The following is a 14,818-nucleotide window of genomic DNA, read 5'->3' as shown; positions in this document are numbered from 1 at the left end:
GAACGCCCGCGGGCCGGCCTGCTGGTCGGCGCGGTCAGCCCGCCGGCCCGAGTCAGATGAGGTTGGGCAGGAGCTGGCCCAGGGAGTCCGTCACCCCCCAGAGGGTGGCCAGCAGGGCGGGGACGCCGACGATCCAGGTCTGCACAGCACCCCAGCGCCGTGCCGCCCAGGTGCCGCCGAACGCCGTCACCGCCAGCAGCTGCAGCCACAGCACCAGGCTGATCAGGGCGTCCGGGTTGGCCTGCATGGCCTTCTCGCGGGTCTCGATCGTCGACGGGCGGCCCGGCGGGCCCAGTTTCGGGTCACCCTTCAGCGCCGCGTCGACGTACACCACCTGGTCCGTGGCCCAGCCCGTGCGCCACCCCTCGCCCTCCGCCGTCGCCAGCGTCAGCCGGCTGCCGCCCTTCTGCAGGGGCGCCGGCATCGGGTCCTCGGCGTGGCGGATCTTCTGCACCTCGTAGTCGAACTCGCCCTGGCCGGTGATGACCGTCAGGTGGTCGCCGGGTGCGAGGGCGGTCAGGTCACCGAACGGGGCGCCGTACGCGGCCGCGTGGCCGTAGACGACGCTGGTGCCGGGCTGGCCGGGCAGGGGCGTGTCGCGGCGGTGGCCCGGGGCCGCGCGCATCACGTCGGCGTCCGTGCCCTCGACGATGACCTGGCTCAGGCCGATCGCCGGGGCGACGATCAGCGCGATCGGCGTCCCCGGGTCGATCATGCCGCCGATCGGGGCCTCGGCCGTCGAGAGGCTGCGGCGCAGCTCGGCGTACAGATCGCGCTGGTTGTGCTCCTGGCGCAGGGCGCTGGCGCCCAGCAGGTAGACCATCAGCCAGGCGCACAGCAGGCCCAGGGTCAGCAGCGCGCGGGACCAGATCCTCATCTCAGGCTCCGTCGCCATTCGTTGAAGCCGGTGACCATGCGCAGGATCGAGCCCGCGCAGCCCGCGCACAGGCCGACGAGCAGGACCAGCGGCAGGCCCCAGGACGCCAGGACCGAGGACAGCAGCGCCGTCGTGCCCGTGGGCTTGGCCACCGGCGCGGCCGGGGCCGGCGAGGCGCTCGCCGAGGCGCTGGGCGCACCCGACGGGCGGGAGCCGGTGTCGGGGACCGCCGCCGTGCCGCCGCCACCACCATTGCTGCTCGGCGTGGTGCCGGTGGCGGTGGGCTGGGGATTGTCGGCGACCGGGACGACGCGGGGGACGTCGCCCTTTTGGGCGGCGACCGCGTCCGCGGCCTTCAACGTGTACGCCGTCAGCTCCCCGAAACCGTTGGCCGCCGTCAGGGGCAGGTAGCCGGGCGGGAGCTGACCGTTGGCGGCTCCCTGGACCTGGCCGTCGGCGACCGCGTAGCGCAGCAGCTGCGCCAGGCGGGCCGGGTCGTCGCCCGTGATGTCCTTGGTCGCCACCGCCGCGTAGACGGGCAGGGTGCCGGGGTACGCGCCGGCCGAGGAGCGCAGCGCGTCGTACGGCATCACCCAGGCGTTCGCGACCGCGTCGGGCTTGGCCAGCTGCATCGCGGTCTTCAGGGACTCGTCGGTGGGGCCGGTGAAGGTGCGCCCCGACACGTCCGTGAACTTCGCCTTCTTGTCCACTGTGGACGTCGTCTGCAGGGCGGCCGTGCGCAGCTGGTAGTACTGCGCCTGCGCCAGCGACGTGATGCCCATGACGAAGCGGTCGCCGCGGCGCTGGCGGCCGTACGCGGTCAGGTTCAGCGCCGCGGGGGCGCCGCCGGTGTCCAGCGAGATGCTGCAGCGCATGCGCACGTTGGACTGGCCGAACTGGACGCGGTCGACGACCTGCATCATCGTCGTGACGGGGGCGGCGACGAGCGGGCCGAAGGGCTGCGGCGGGAACTGCTGGATTTGTTCCGCGGGCAGGCCGCAGGTGCTGTACGGCGTCACGCTCGGGTCGATGAAGTCGTCCAGCAGCGGCCAGAACTCGCGGGGCAGCTCGATGCCCTTGTAACCGGGGTTGACGACCATGCCCCAGGGGTCGGCCTCGCCGTTGAGGAAGGCCCGGGCCTCGGGGTCGGCGTTGAGGTACGCGCTCAGCGCCCACATCACGTCGGAGTTGCCCGACAGCGCGAGCAGGGCACTGGAGGACAGCGCCTCGAACAGGGAGTCGCCGACGTCCGGGTTGAGGGCGCGGAACTCCGGGTCCAGCGAGATGTACAGCGGATTGCCGGCCATGGCCTTGTACTCGCCCGTGGAGCGGCCATAGGCGTCGCGCAGGTCCGGGCGGGACGGGTAGGACTCGCTGAGCAGTTTGGCGATGAGCCTGGGGTTCAGCTTGAGATCGGCGTACTCGTTGTGGTTCTTGTCGTCGATCATGTAACTGATCGCGAACCCGGACACCGCGATCGGCGCGTTCACCACCGGCCGGCCGTAGTCGCCCGAGTCCGGCGGCCGGCTGACCAGGGCGGCGTTGATGGAGCCGTCGCCGAGCTGACTCTTGGCCTGCGGCTCGCCCATCTGGACGTGCCGGAACTTGAAGCGCGTCGGGTCCGAGCAGAACGCCGGCGCCCACTGCGTCGTGGCCTCGGCGAGCATCTCGGAGCCATACAGGTCGACGGGCACGCGGGTGTCGCCGATGTCGCAGATGTTGGCGGAGGTGCCGAACCCGAGCTTGACGCTGAACCGGTTCTTCCAGATCGACGGGCTCCACCAGTCCGCGGCGGTGACCGCGGTATCGACCTGGAAGCGGGAGACCGGGCTGGTCATGAAGTCGTTGACCTCGTGCTGGCCGCCGGCGCGGCACGCGGTCTCGGCGTCGGTGGTCGGGCGTCCCGGCGCCGGGCGGTCCCCGGCGGGCAGGTTCTTGAACGTCGAGTCGCAGCTCATGCCCATGATGGGCAGGATCACCAGCGAGCAGACTTCGGTGGCGGAGCAGCCCAGGGAGGCGTTCTCCTGGCCGGTCCACACGACGAACCGGGCGCTGCCGTTGCCGTCCTTGTCGGTACTGGCGAACGTGGTGTTGGTCGGCGGGGCGGCCGGGTCCTCGACGTTGACCATGTCGGGCGCGAGCACCGGGCCGCAGACGTCGCTGCGGTCGTAGCTGGTCAGCGGGCGGTACACGGTCTTGTCGGCGGCCACGAACGGCTCGTAGTGGGCGACCTGGTCGACCGGGCCGGGGCAGTTGGCCGGCAGCGGGTCGGGGAAGCCGACGATCTGCTTGACGTCGTTCGGCGCCGCGTCGCGGTCCAGGCGCCACGGCGGGAACATGTACGGGATGTTGTAGGTGTCCTTGCGCTGGTCGATGCCCTGGGTCCAGCAGGTGCTCGGCTTCAGGGTGCCGCTGGCGTCGTCGCCACGGCACTGCATGATCATGACGGGGTACTCCTGCAGGCTGGCGTCGGCCGCGTTCTGGTTGTCGACCACGCCCAGGCTCGGGTGCGCCCCGCTCCACTTGACCTCGATCTGCTGCCGGGCCTTGAGCTGCGCGACCTGGCTCACCTGGGCGGTGACCGTGCGGGTGTCGGCGGTGACCTCAGTCCCGTCGGCGTTGGTGTGCTTGCGGGTCATCGTCTGGGTGTGGTTGTACTCGAACGTCTCCGCCCGCGCGGGCGACACCGGCGGCAGCAGGGAGGAGGACAGCAGCGACACCAGGATGAGCAGGACGAGCGCGGCCGCCCGTCGCCGGGGTGTCACCGCTCGTCCCGGCGGGCCAGGCGGCGGGCGAAGATTGCCGGCACGAACAGCACGGCCACGAGTAGCAGCGCCGCGACCGGGCCGAGGATCGAGGCGTAGCGGTTGGCACGGAAGGCCGCGAGGTCGGTCGGGGTGCCGATGGCGTTGGCGTCGGTGGTGCCGTTCGAGCCGCTGCCGCCGACGACCTCGCCCGTGTCCGGGTCGATCTGCGCGCCGCCGTCGGTGCCGCCCGCTCCTCCGTTGCCGTTGGTTCCGTTCCCGCCGCCGCTGCCGTTCCCGCTGCCGCTGCCGTTGCCGCCGTTGCCATTGCCGTTGCCGCCGCCGTTGCCATTGCCGTTGCCGTCCCCGCCGCCGGAGCCGGCGTTGGCGCCCTTCGGCGGGCACGGGCCGGCACCGATCTTGTCGCAGGCCGGGGGCATCGGCGCGATCTCGGCGAGGTGGTTGCGGCTGAGGTTGCCCGGCACGAACGTCGGGTTGTTGCAGCTGGTGACCGGCTGGTCCTTGAGCTCCACGGCGGAGTCGGCGGCCTTGAGCTTCTTGACCTGCTCGAAGCCGGCCTGCACCAGGTTCAGCGGTAGCGGCGAGTAGCCCTTCTTGCCCATAACCTGCTGTCCGCCGCAGATGGAGTACGACAGGAAGTCCACCAGCGTCTGGCGCTTCGCGGTGGTCATCCGCTTCTCCTTGGGATCGCCGGCGGTGGCGATCGGCAGGATCATGTACGAGTACGAGGACAGCGGATACGTGCGCGCGTCGTCCTTGACGTACACGTCGTCGAGGTTCTGGATGAGGTACTCGTTCGAGTTCGGGTCGGTGTTGATCTTCGCCGAGGTCAGCGCGACGGCGACGTTGTAGTCCTTCGGCTCGGTGAAGTAGCCGGCCTTGTTGCCGATCTTGGCAACCGGGTAGTCGATGTTCGTCGCGTAGGAGTACTCGTCGTAGCCGATCGACCCGTTGCCGGACTTCGACACGATGAAGTTCATGACGCCGTCGGAGCCGGTCTGCGGCACCGCCTTGCTTCCCTCCGGCCGCGGGTAGTACTCGGTCGGCACGTTCCGCCCGGCGTACGCGCTCCACAGGGCCGAGTGCTGATTCACGAGATACCGCGTGAACTGCGCAGTCGACCCGGAGCCCTCGGCGTGCAGGACCGGGATGATCGGTAGCGACGGCAGCTTGCGCCCGTTGTTGTCCGCGGTGATCGCCGGGTCGTTCCAGTTCGTGATCTTGTTCGTGAAGATCTTCGCCAGCGTATCGCCGGACAGGCGCAGGTCGCGCACCAGCTTGCCGCCGACCTCGATGTGGTACGGGAACGAGGTGCCGCCGGCGACCAGGGGCAGGTACGCGTACGGCCGGTCCTTCGCCGTGTCGTCCTGCCCGGTCAGCGCGTCCTTGCCCTGGAACGGGATGTCGGTGATGGCGAAGTCGTTGGTCTGGTTCGCGTAGTCCTTGCGGCCGGCCGCCGAGCCCAGCGAGGTGAACACGACCTGCAGGCCCTGGGGGGTCACGTCGGAGATCCACTGGGTGAGCGCGTTGGCGCTCCAGGACGAGCCGGTGCCCTCGATGCGCACGTGCGCCGCGGCGGTGGCCGGGCGGGCGGTGGCGGTCAGCAGCAGGGCAACCACCGCACCGAACACGCCGAGGCGCCGGACGAACGCACCGGGCCGGAACACGGGAATGGTCGGTTTCATGCTGATCTTCCTCATGGGAGTTAGCGCCGGCGAGCCAGGTAGCGGGTGATCGCGAACAGCAGCAGGACGAGCACGAGCAGGACGATCGCGGCGCCGAAGCCGCGGGTGATGTAGTTCGGCTGGCCGCTGCGCACGGCCGTGAAGATGTACAGCGGCAGCGAGTTCATCGTGTAGTGCAGCGGGTCGTAGTTCATGAACGTCGACGCGCCGGAGGTGAGCAGGACCGGCGCGGTCTCGCCGACGCCGCGGGCGACGGCCAGGATCAGTGCGGTCGCCAGGCCCGGGCGGGCGGTCGGCAGCACGACCCGGCGGACCACCTGCCACTGTGAGGCACCCAGGGCCAGGCCGGCCTCGCGTAGGCCGCCGGGCACGACCCGCAGCACGACGTCGGAGGCGCGGGCGATGATCGGGATCATCGTCACCGAGATCGCGAGGCCCGCCGCGAAGCCGCTCTTGGGGAAGTTGAACGCCACGATGAGCGCCGTGTAGATGAACAGGCCGGCGAGGATGTCGGGGACCGCCGTCATCGCCTCGATCAGCGTGCGCACGGTCTTGGCGAGCCGGCCGCCGACCTCGGTCATGTAGACCGCGGTCGCGATGCCCAGCGGCAGCGAGATGACGACCGCGATGCCGACCTCGATCACCGAGCCGACGATGGCGTGCAGGATGCCGCCCCGGTCCAGCGGCGCGTCGCCGGGGACGCCGGCCATGTCCTTGGTGTAGAAGTTCAGGTGCGGCAGGGCCGGGGCGCCACGGAAGAGGGTGTACCCGATCGTGAGCAGCAGGGCCAGCCCGACGAGCACCGCCCCGGCGTGCAGCGCGGCCGAGGCCACCCGGTCGGCGACCACCGGGCGCGGGTTGCCCGCCGCGGTCACGATCGCGTAGAGCAGCACGAACGCGAGATACCAGCCGATGAAGAAGCCCGTCAGGCCGGACAGCAGCAGGACCTGGGTGTAGAGCAGCCAGGTCAGGCCGAGCGAGCCGGCCGCGGCGCCGATGAGGCTGGCCCGGTCGTCGATGGTCGCGGAGTGCAACTGGCGGGGGCGTTCGGGCTCAGCAGGTACCGATGCATCCGTCTGTTGCTTTTCGGGCAGAACCGTCGTCATGCTGTCCCCCGCTCAGATCTCGGTCGCCGCGCCGCTGCGGCTGCGGCTGACGATGACCGCGGCGAGCGTGTTGACGATGACGGTGATGACGAACAGCACGAAGCCGGCGGTGAGCAGGGCGGAGAGCTGGATCGCGGTCGCCTCGCCGAAGCGGTTGGCGATCAGCGAGGAGACGGTGATCCCGCCGTTCTCCAGGACCCGGGCCTTGAGCTCGAAGATCGGCGCGATGATCAGCAGCACCGCGACCGTCTCGCCCAGCGCCCGGCCCAGGGCCAGCATCGTGCCGCCGATGATGCCGCCGCGGCCGAAGGGCAGCACGACCGCGCGGACCATGCCCCAGCGGGTCGCACCGAGCGCCAGCGCCGCCTCCCGCTCGCCGACCGGCGCCTGCGCGAAGACCTCGCGCATGACGGAGCAGCCGATCGGGATCGCCATCATGGCCACGGCGACGCCCGCGATGAAGACGGATCCGGTGTACCGCGACTGCGCCCACACCGGCGCGTCCGGGTCGGTGTCCACCTCGAAGATCGGGATGAACCCGAGGTGCTGGTGGATCCAGTGGGCGACCTCGAGCAGGTACGGCTGGAGCATGAAGAAGCCCCAGAGCCCGTAGACGATGCTGGGCACCGCGGCCATGAGGTCGACCATCGCCACGAGCGCGCCGCGCAGCTTGGCGGGCGCGTACTCGCTGATGTAGAGCGCGCTGGTCACCGCGAGCGGGAACGCGACCAGCAGCGCGACACCGGCGACCAGGAACGTACCCAGGAGCACCTCGGACATGCCGACCTGGTCGCGCTCGGGCTGCCAGTCGTGCTCGGTGAAGAAGCTCCAGCCGTATCGCCGGAAGGTCGGCACGGCCTCGATGGCGAGCATGAAGCCGATCGCGCCGAAGATGATCAGGACGAGCACGCCGATGCTGGTGCTGCCGGTCCGGAAGATCCGGTCGACCACCGCCGGGCGGGTGACGAGCCGGCGCGGGACGTCCTCCGCGTCGCTCTCGAGCAGCTCGGTCATCCGAACCTGCCGTGCACGTAGTCGGCGGTGCGCGGGTCCTGCGGGTTGCCGAACATGTCCTCGGTCGGCCCGTGCTCGACGATCACGCCCGGCGTGCCCTGCTCGGCCAGGAAGAACGCGCACTGGTCGGAGACCCGGTTCGCCTGCTGCATGTTGTGCGTGACGATGATGATCGTCACCTCCGCGGCGAGCTCGGCGATGGTCTGCTCGATGACCCGGGTCGAGGTCGGGTCGAGCGCCGAGCAGGGCTCGTCCATGAGCAGGACCCGCGGGCGTACCGCGAGCGAGCGCGCGATGCACAGCCGCTGCTGCTGGCCGCCGGAGAGCGCGCCGCCGGGCGTGTGCAGCCGGTCGGCGACCTCGCGCCACAGGCCGGCCTTGATCAGGCACTCCTCGACGAGGTAGTCCCGCTCGGCGCGCTTGACCCGCTTGCCGGTGAGCTTGAGCCCGGCGACGACGTTCTCGTAGATGCTCATCGTCGGGAACGGGTTGGGCTTCTGGAACACCATGCCGATGTCCCGCCGGGCCTCGGTGATGCGCCGCCCGGCCGCGTAGATGTCCTCGCCGTCGAGCAGCACCTCGCCCGCGAGCTGCGCCGAGGCGACCAGCTCGTGCATCCGGTTGAGGATGCGCAGGAACGTGGACTTGCCGCAGCCGGACGGGCCGATGAGCGCGGTGACCTGGCCGGCGTTCATGGTCAGCGAGACCCGGTCGAGCACCTTGCGGGTGCCGAACCAGGCCGAGATCGAGCGTGCGTCGAGGGTCGCCGGGCGGGGTACCTCCGCGTACGGCGGCGGCGGCAGGAGCTCCATCGTCTCGGTCACGACCGCGCCCCCGCCCCGACCTTGCGCCGGCGGGCGGCGACGAGCGCCGCGGAGCCGAGCGCGACCAGGCCCACGCCGACGCCGGCGATGAGCAGGATGTTGAGGCCGGTCTTGGGCAGGTCGCCCCCGCCGCCGCCCGGCGTGGTGGTGCTCGTCGTCGGCTCGGGGCTGCCGCTGACGCTCACCAGGATCGGCACGCCGTCGTCGCGGCGCGGGGCGGTGAGCATCATCGGGGCCGCGAGATCGCTCTTGGCACCCAGCAGCGTCCAGGTGTCGCCGTTGATCTTGATGTCGGCCGAGACGTACTTGTCGTTCTGCGTCGGCTCGTTGGGCACGCCGAGGTAGATCCGCAGCTGGACCAGGCCGTTCCAGCGGGTGGGGTACTGCTGGATGAACTCCCCCATCGACAGTCCCCCGGCCGGCGCCTCGACGGTCGGGTGCGCGGGGTCGGCGTAGGCGGTCGCGCCGGTCAGGAACGTGCCGGTCCACAGCTGCGGCGAGACGCCCTCGCGCGGCTGGTAGGCCAGCAGCGTCGCCTTGCGCCCGTCGCCGTCGTACGGGCTGGGCGCGGCGACCCGGCTCACGGCCTTGGCCACGAACGGCTTGTCGCCGAGCTTCCCGGAGGTCCTGGCCTTGCCGTCAGCGCCGTAGAGCACGATGCCGCCGGTGGAGCGGTCGTCGGTGTACGGCACCTTCTGCGCGCTGCTGGAACCGCACGCGGCGACGGCCGCCGTGAGGGTCAGCACGGCCGCCAGGGCCGTGATCCGGCGGCTCATTTGCTCATCGCCGGCATGTCGCGCTGGGCCCTCTTCTTGGGAGTGGCCGTCGGCAGCGTGGGCCGCGGCTTCGGGGTGCTGTCCTTGGACTTGTCCTTGGGGCGCGGCCGGCCGAAGCGGCGGCCGAGCAGCACGGCCAGGCCGACGAGCACGGCGATGACGACCAGGGTCAGCAGCCACGGGATCGCCCAGATGGTCACCGAGGACTTCGCGGTCGCGATCTGCTGGCCAACCGGCTGGGCCGGGTCCGGGTAGGGCTCGAGGTCGACGTTGGCGTCGATCGGGCCGGCCGGGAAGACGCCGTCGATGTGCGCGGTGTAGGTCACGCGCTGGCCGGGCAGCAGCTCCGGCAGGTCGCGGCGGGCCTCGGAGCCGAGGTGGGTGCCGAAGATCGTGGAGGTCATGTACACCTTGGCGTGGCTGGACAACCGGATGTTGCCGGTGTTGACGACGGTGTACGTCACGTCGACGCCGCCCTTGCCGACGGGGTTGGCGGTGCCGCTGTAGGTCGCCTGGACCTTCTGCGCCTCGAGCGTCGGCCGGAGCAGCCCGGCGATCCTCAAGTAGAGCCGGACCGCGACGCGGGTGTCGAGCTTGACGTCGCTGCCGTTGGTGGCGAGCGAGACCACGACGCCGCCCGCGTGGTCGCCGGGGGTGGCGCCCTGGGGCACGTCGACGATGAACGGGATGGCCACGGACGCGCCGGGGTCGATGTCGACCGTCGGGCTCGGGAACTTCATCCAGGAGCCGATGTCGGTGGGCTTCGTCGCCGCGGGCAGCAGGTCGAACGCGCCGGTGCTGGTGTTGAACGCGTCGGTGCCGTAGATGAGGAACGTGGCGCGGACCTTGCTGGAGTTGGTGACGAGGACGTGCTCCTCGACCTTGCCGCCCAGCGCGCCCTGCAGCGTGTAGTGCGTGCGCTTGTCCGGCTTGCCGTCGGCGGTCGCGGGCCGCACGGACCACGCACGATTCCCGTCGTCGTTCGGCTCGGCTCGGGCGGGTGCGCCGGCGGCCAGCAGGAACGCGACGACGGTCGCGATGACGGTGGTCGTGCGGGCTAACTTCATGGCCGGATTCCGTTCTCGTCGCAAGGGGCCAGGCCGGCCTCACGGCCGGCCTGGCGACTTGGTGTTGCTGGGACTTACGGGCTGACCAGGGTCAGCGTGAGGGTGCTCTGGTACAGACCGGTCGGGGACGTGTCCGGAATCCGCAGCTCCAGGTTGGCGCTGAGGTTCTGGGTGCCCAGGCCGTTGCCCGCGCCGGCGTGGGCGAACAGGCTGCTGGTGTGCAGACCGTCGCTGTTCGCCGTCTTGAGCTTCGAGTCGACCGGGGTGCCGGCCCCGAGCACGCCCTCGGCGTCGCCGCCGGTGGCCAGCGCCGGGGTCCAGCCCAGGTTGCTCGCCGTGACAGTGGTCGAGCCGTTGACGAAGTCAGCGGCCTGGCCGTTGAGCGTCCAGCCGTCCTGGGTCGGGCGGGTGTCGTTGACCGACACGCCAGCCAGCGAACCGGTGAACACCCAGGCGTGACGGTGACCCGTCGCGTCGGTCGCCTGCGCCGGGTGGCCGTTCGGGTCGTTGACCGGAACCTGGGTCAGGTGCACGGCCGTGCCCGAGGCGACCTGCAGCGACAGGGCGCCCGCGAACGGCTGGGTGTCGTTCTGGGCGTCGATCGGCACGGCGGCCGAGTTGCTGCCCACAACGGCGTAGTTGATGATCGACGAGGACGACGACTGGAAGCCGTTGACGCTCGGGGTGAACGTGGCGATCAGCAGGTGGTTGCCGATACCCAGGCTCGCCGTCAGCGTCGCCGCACCCGTGCCGGCGTTGTAGTTGCCCGCGCCGAGGTCGGTGCCGCCGTCGAAGAAGTGGACCGAACCGGCGGTGCCGGCCGGGGCCACCTGGGCCGACAGGTTCACGTCGGCCTTGCCGTTGCCACCCGCGGTCACGCCGCTCGGCGGGTTCACCGAGAGGGTGGTGCTGGTGGGCGTGCCGGCGGGGTTCACCGTGTAGGCCAGCGCCGAGGACGTCGAACCGTTGAACGAGTCCGGGTCGGCCGGCGTGAACTGCGCGGTGAACGAGTGGTTGCCGTCGGCCGGGGTGGTCGCCAGGGTGGCGATACCGGTCGTGGCGTTGTAGGTGGCGGCACCGAGGTCGTTGGCACCGTCGAAGATGTGCACCGAACCGGCGGCCGCCGGCTCGACCTTGGCGGTCAGGGTGACCTGGCTGCCGTGGTTGGCCGGGCTGTTCGGGCTCGCCGTCAGCGTGGTGGTGGTGCTGGTCTTGCTACCGGGGTAGACGACCGACCAGGTGCCCGCCGAGGGGTTGACCTGGATGTCGACCCGGTAGTAGTTCACGTTCTGCGGCTGGCCCGGCGCCGTGGTGATGAGCCGCAGCTGGTAGATGTTCGCCAGGTTCGCGGCCGTCTCGGTGTTCGGGTTCGACGCGATGTAGCTGGCCAGCGAGGGCACACCGGCGACGCCGGTCGCGACCGCGTTGGTCGAGGTGGAAAGCGGAGCGGGAGCGTTGGGGTTCGGGAAGTTCTGCGCGCTCGTCAGCAGGCCGCTGATGAACTGGTCCGGCGGGGTGTTGGCCTTCGGCGTGGCCACCCGCAGGAACGCCCGGCTGTCGCCGTCGCGCCCGTGCCCGTCCGCCTCCGCGTAGGCGACGATGGGGCTGTCGTTCACGCTGCCGCCCGTCACGACCTGGCCGGCCGCGTTGTACAGCGTGAGCGAACCGATCACATTCGGGTCCGGCTCGAACGGCGGCTGGATCGTCGCCGCGAAGGCGCTGCCCCCGCCCACGAGAACGCCGGCCGCGACGATCAGAGCGGACGCCCCGACCATCAACGCCCTGGAGCGAATGCCCACTTTAGGGGCTCCCTTCCTTGGTTTGTTTGGGTGTGGCTTACCGACGTCAGGCGGTGTGGCAGAGGCCGGCGTCGGCGTACTGGTAGGTGAAGCCCGCAGCGTCCTCGATCAGCGGCTGCGCGAGGAACGACTGCGACATGAACCCGCCGGGCGCGAACAGGTCCTTGTTCCACTTCTGGTTGACCTCGCTCTGGCGCACGACGATGTAGACCGGGCGCGTCGCCGAGAAGCCGGCGCTGAGCAGCTTCACCGGGTCGGTGGCGACCGGCGTGCCGTTGTTGAAGTAGCCGTTGTGGATCATCACGACCCGGGCGGTCGAGAACGGCGCGATGGCGTTCGCGTTGTTCTGGATCGCCGACGGGTCGTGCTCCTCGGCGCGCTGGACGTCCGAGCGGACCTGCGCCTCGGACAGGCCGAGCTGCTGGATGAAGAACTGCTCGGTGCCGGAGGTCGACGGGGGCAGGATCGGCACGATCGGCGTGTTCGCCGCCGCGGCCGGGCCGTTCCAGCCGGTGACCTGGCCCCAGTTGCGGATGGTGCCGGTGGCCGAGAAGATCTGCGTCAGGTCGGCCTTGCTGATGCCGTTGGTGCCGGCGTTGGTCGCCGCCAGGTTCGACACGGCGATCTTGAGGCCGTCGAGCGCCATCTGGTAGCAGTGCAGGCCGCCCCAGCCGTTGGCCACGGCCGTGTCGTCCTCACCCTTCGACGGCGGGCGCGACATGCGGACGAACTGCACCTTGTGCGTGGCGCCCTTGTCGCTGTTGTTCAGGAACGTGATGCCGCCGCCGGAGCCGTTCGGCCGGGTGACCGGGACGGTGCCGCCGCGCAGGACCACGCCGGCGCCCGCGGTGAGCTTGCCGTTCGCGTCGCCGGTCGCGTCGAAGTTGAGCACGCGGCCGCCCGAGGCGTTGAAGCCCGGGTTGCCCAGGTAGTCACCGTCGGCGAGGAAGTTCCCGGCGTACTGGATGGTGTCCGAGCCGATGCCGACGATGTCGGCGGCCTCGCCCGCGTGGTCCGCGTGCGCCGGGGTGGCCTGGGTGAGCAGGAGGGCCGTGACCCCCAGGAGCCCGAGGCCGGCCTTGCTGAGTCTTCTCATTCCGTGCCCTTCTTTGCCTTTCGGGAATGGGTGCACCGGGCACGTTGTCAGTCGATAACCAAATATCGGAGGTCGAATCATGAACGACGAATGAAGCATTTTTTAGTTGAATTCCGGGCAGCCGGAACCGCGCCTATGACCCGTTTGGTCATAGACAAACATTTATATTCGATTAAGCCACCCGACGGTCCCGCGAAGCCTCGCGCAGCACCCGGCGACCGCCCGTCACCAGCGCGGACGGCACCGCGGCCAGAAAGCGGCCGACGTTGTACTGGCTTTCTCTGGCCCGCAGGTAGGAGCGGTGGGACACCGCGACCGGCACACCGTCGAGTTCAACCCGCCAGACCCAGTGCCCGCTGGTACCGAGTGCGGTGGAGACGGCGTGCAGGCGGTCGGCCCCGGCGACAACTTCCAGCACGGCGTCGCGGCACTGCGCCTCGGTGTCGAAGGCGCGTTCCCCACGGCCGAGGATCCGGTTGTTGGGCGAGCACAGCATCCAGGCGGTCGTCTGTTGCCGGTCCGCAACAGACTCGTCATCGCCGGATGCGACCATCGCCAGGAAAATAAACCGCGGCGGCAGCATGTGGACATTCCTCCCCGAATGTTCGATCCCGGCGCGCCGGAACGCTCGTGACACTGCCGGCGCGCAGGCCACCGTGCTGACATTCGATAAAGGCGATGACGCGCCGCGCGTTCCTGTCCGCACGCCGGACATGCGGGAGGTGAACATCAAGAAACGCGTGATAATCCATTCAGCAGGAATCGCTGACCGAACAGGCGATACCCAGCCGGTTCGCGCCTGAATTCCACCTGAATGCCCGCTGCAAGCGCACCGCCGGGGTGCGTTCAACGCCCTCCTGCCGCGCCTCGCGGCCGGCCGATCGCTCGCCGCGGGCCGCGGTCAGGCGGCTGCCGGCGCCGCGGCGCCCTGGGCGCGGGTGAGGAAGCCGGTGATGAGCGGCTCGGCCTCGTCGAGGTGGGACTCGAGGAGGAAGTGACCGCCGTCGAGGAGGTGGATCTCCGCGGCCGGGAGGTCGCGGCGGAAGGCCTCCGCACCGGCCGGGCCGAAGATCTCGTCGTTGCGGCCCCAGACCGCCAGCAGCGGGACCTGCGAGGCGCGGAAGTACTCGTGGACCGCCGGGTACAGGGCCACGTTGCTGGGGTAGTCCGCGAACAGGGCCAGCTGGATCTCGGGGTTGCCCGGGCGGCTGACCAGGGCGCAGTCGTGCCGCCACGAGTCCGGGTCGACCAGGTCGGGGTCGGGGACGCCGTGGGTGTACTGCCAGCGGATGCCGGCCTCGCTCAACGCGGTCAGCAACGGCTCGGCGTCGCGAGCGGAGCGGGTCTCGGCGTAGCGCCACAGCGGGTCCCAGAAGGCGGCGACGAAGCCCTCGTCGTACGCGTTGCCGTTCTGGGTGACGATCGAGCGCACGCGCTCCGGGTGGCGCAGGGCCAGGCGCCAGCCCGTCGGGGCGCCGTAGTCCTGGACGATCATGGAGTACTCGGCGATGCCCAGCTCGGCCAGGAGCGCCTCCATCGCGTCGGCCAGGTGCTCGAAGGTGTACTCGAACTCGTCCACCGGCGGGGCGGCACTCAGCCCGAAGCCGGGCAGATCGGGCGCGACGACGTGGAAGGTCGTGGCCAGCCGGGGGATCAGCGCACGGTACATGTACGAGCTGGCGGGGCAGCCGTGCAGCAGAACGACGTGCGGCGCGCCCGGGTCGCCGGCCTCGCGGTAGAAGACCGTCCGGCCGCCGACCTGCGCGTTGCGGTGATGAACCTGGGCCACGACCGGGCACTGCCCAGCAC

12 protein-coding genes are annotated in these 14,818 nt (G+C 70.6%); all 12 read right to left on the bottom strand.

Going from position 1 to position 14,818, the window contains the following annotated elements; all coding sequences use genetic code 11:
• Positions 1-52: 52 nt before the first annotated feature.
• Positions 53-877, bottom strand: coding sequence for a sortase (locus tag ACQPY0_RS06555; protein WP_432985932.1), 825 nt, complete (start codon positions 875-877; stop codon positions 53-55).
• Complete coding sequence (locus ACQPY0_RS06550) at positions 874-3,642, bottom strand: hypothetical protein (protein WP_432985930.1); 2,769 nt, start codon at positions 3,640-3,642, stop codon at positions 874-876. Before ACQPY0_RS06550 ends, ACQPY0_RS06555 begins: the two co-directional genes overlap by 4 nt.
• Positions 3,639-5,327: a substrate-binding domain-containing protein gene (locus ACQPY0_RS06545; RefSeq protein WP_432985928.1), complete on the bottom strand. Its 1,689-nt coding sequence runs from the start codon at positions 5,325-5,327 to the stop codon at positions 3,639-3,641. The genes ACQPY0_RS06550 and ACQPY0_RS06545 overlap by 4 nt, the downstream gene beginning before the upstream one ends.
• Positions 5,328-5,347: 20 nt before the next feature.
• On the bottom strand, positions 5,348-6,433 hold the full coding sequence (pstA, locus tag ACQPY0_RS06540) for a phosphate ABC transporter permease PstA (RefSeq protein WP_432985926.1): 1,086 nt from the start codon (positions 6,431-6,433) through the stop codon (positions 5,348-5,350).
• A gap of 12 nt (positions 6,434-6,445) precedes the next feature.
• A complete protein-coding gene (pstC, locus tag ACQPY0_RS06535; RefSeq protein ID WP_432985924.1) occupies positions 6,446-7,447 on the bottom strand; it encodes a phosphate ABC transporter permease subunit PstC in 1,002 nt (333 codons plus the stop codon).
• Positions 7,444-8,259, bottom strand: a complete 816-nt coding sequence (locus tag ACQPY0_RS06530) for a phosphate ABC transporter ATP-binding protein (protein ID WP_432995042.1) — start codon at positions 8,257-8,259, stop codon at positions 7,444-7,446. The genes pstC and ACQPY0_RS06530 overlap by 4 nt, the downstream gene beginning before the upstream one ends.
• Positions 8,260-8,267: 8 nt before the next feature.
• Positions 8,268-9,047: an LPXTG cell wall anchor domain-containing protein gene (locus tag ACQPY0_RS06525; protein ID WP_432985922.1), complete on the bottom strand. Its 780-nt coding sequence runs from the start codon at positions 9,045-9,047 to the stop codon at positions 8,268-8,270.
• Positions 9,044-10,114 carry a WxL protein peptidoglycan domain-containing protein gene (locus tag ACQPY0_RS06520; protein WP_432985920.1) on the bottom strand — a complete coding sequence of 357 codons (1,071 nt, stop codon included), beginning with the start codon at positions 10,112-10,114 and terminating at the stop codon, positions 9,044-9,046. Before ACQPY0_RS06520 ends, ACQPY0_RS06525 begins: the two co-directional genes overlap by 4 nt.
• A gap of 74 nt (positions 10,115-10,188) precedes the next feature.
• A complete protein-coding gene (locus ACQPY0_RS06515) occupies positions 10,189-11,913 on the bottom strand; it encodes an Ig-like domain repeat protein (protein ID WP_432985918.1) in 1,725 nt (574 codons plus the stop codon).
• 46 nt (positions 11,914-11,959) lie between these two features.
• A complete protein-coding gene (locus ACQPY0_RS06510; protein WP_432985916.1) occupies positions 11,960-13,009 on the bottom strand; it encodes a PstS family phosphate ABC transporter substrate-binding protein in 1,050 nt (349 codons plus the stop codon).
• Positions 13,010-13,181: 172 nt separating this feature from the next.
• Complete coding sequence (locus ACQPY0_RS06505) at positions 13,182-13,742, bottom strand: hypothetical protein (protein WP_432985914.1); 561 nt, start codon at positions 13,740-13,742, stop codon at positions 13,182-13,184.
• Positions 13,743-13,910: 168 nt separating this feature from the next.
• The gene (locus tag ACQPY0_RS06500) at positions 13,911-14,798 is read right to left on the bottom strand and encodes an alpha/beta fold hydrolase (RefSeq protein ID WP_432985912.1); all 888 of its coding nucleotides are present in this window, start codon (positions 14,796-14,798) and stop codon (positions 13,911-13,913) included.
• Between the last annotated feature and the right edge of the window lie 20 nt (positions 14,799-14,818).

It is taken from the genome of Dactylosporangium sp. CA-233914 (assembly GCF_050942935.1).
GTDB lineage: Bacteria > Actinomycetota > Actinomycetes > Mycobacteriales > Micromonosporaceae > Dactylosporangium.
This window is presented reverse-complemented; position numbering and strand designations above follow the sequence as displayed.

Excerpts from the sequence above, each read along its gene's own strand:
- ACQPY0_RS06555 (WP_432985932.1), bottom strand. The coding sequence starts at position 877 with ATGAGGATCTGGTCCCGCGCGCTGCTGACCCTGGGCCTGCTGTGCGCC.
- ACQPY0_RS06545 (WP_432985928.1), bottom strand. The coding sequence starts at position 5,327 with ATGAAACCGACCATTCCCGTGTTCCGGCCCGGTGCGTTCGTCCGGCGC.
- pstA (WP_432985926.1), bottom strand. The coding sequence starts at position 6,433 with ATGACGACGGTTCTGCCCGAAAAGCAACAGACGGATGCATCGGTACCT.
- pstC (WP_432985924.1), bottom strand. The coding sequence starts at position 7,447 with ATGACCGAGCTGCTCGAGAGCGACGCGGAGGACGTCCCGCGCCGGCTC.
- ACQPY0_RS06530 (WP_432995042.1), bottom strand. The coding sequence starts at position 8,259 with ATGGAGCTCCTGCCGCCGCCGCCGTACGCGGAGGTACCCCGCCCGGCG.
- ACQPY0_RS06525 (WP_432985922.1), bottom strand. The coding sequence starts at position 9,047 with ATGAGCCGCCGGATCACGGCCCTGGCGGCCGTGCTGACCCTCACGGCG.
- ACQPY0_RS06520 (WP_432985920.1), bottom strand. The coding sequence starts at position 10,114 with ATGAAGTTAGCCCGCACGACCACCGTCATCGCGACCGTCGTCGCGTTC.
- ACQPY0_RS06510 (WP_432985916.1), bottom strand. The coding sequence starts at position 13,009 with ATGAGAAGACTCAGCAAGGCCGGCCTCGGGCTCCTGGGGGTCACGGCC.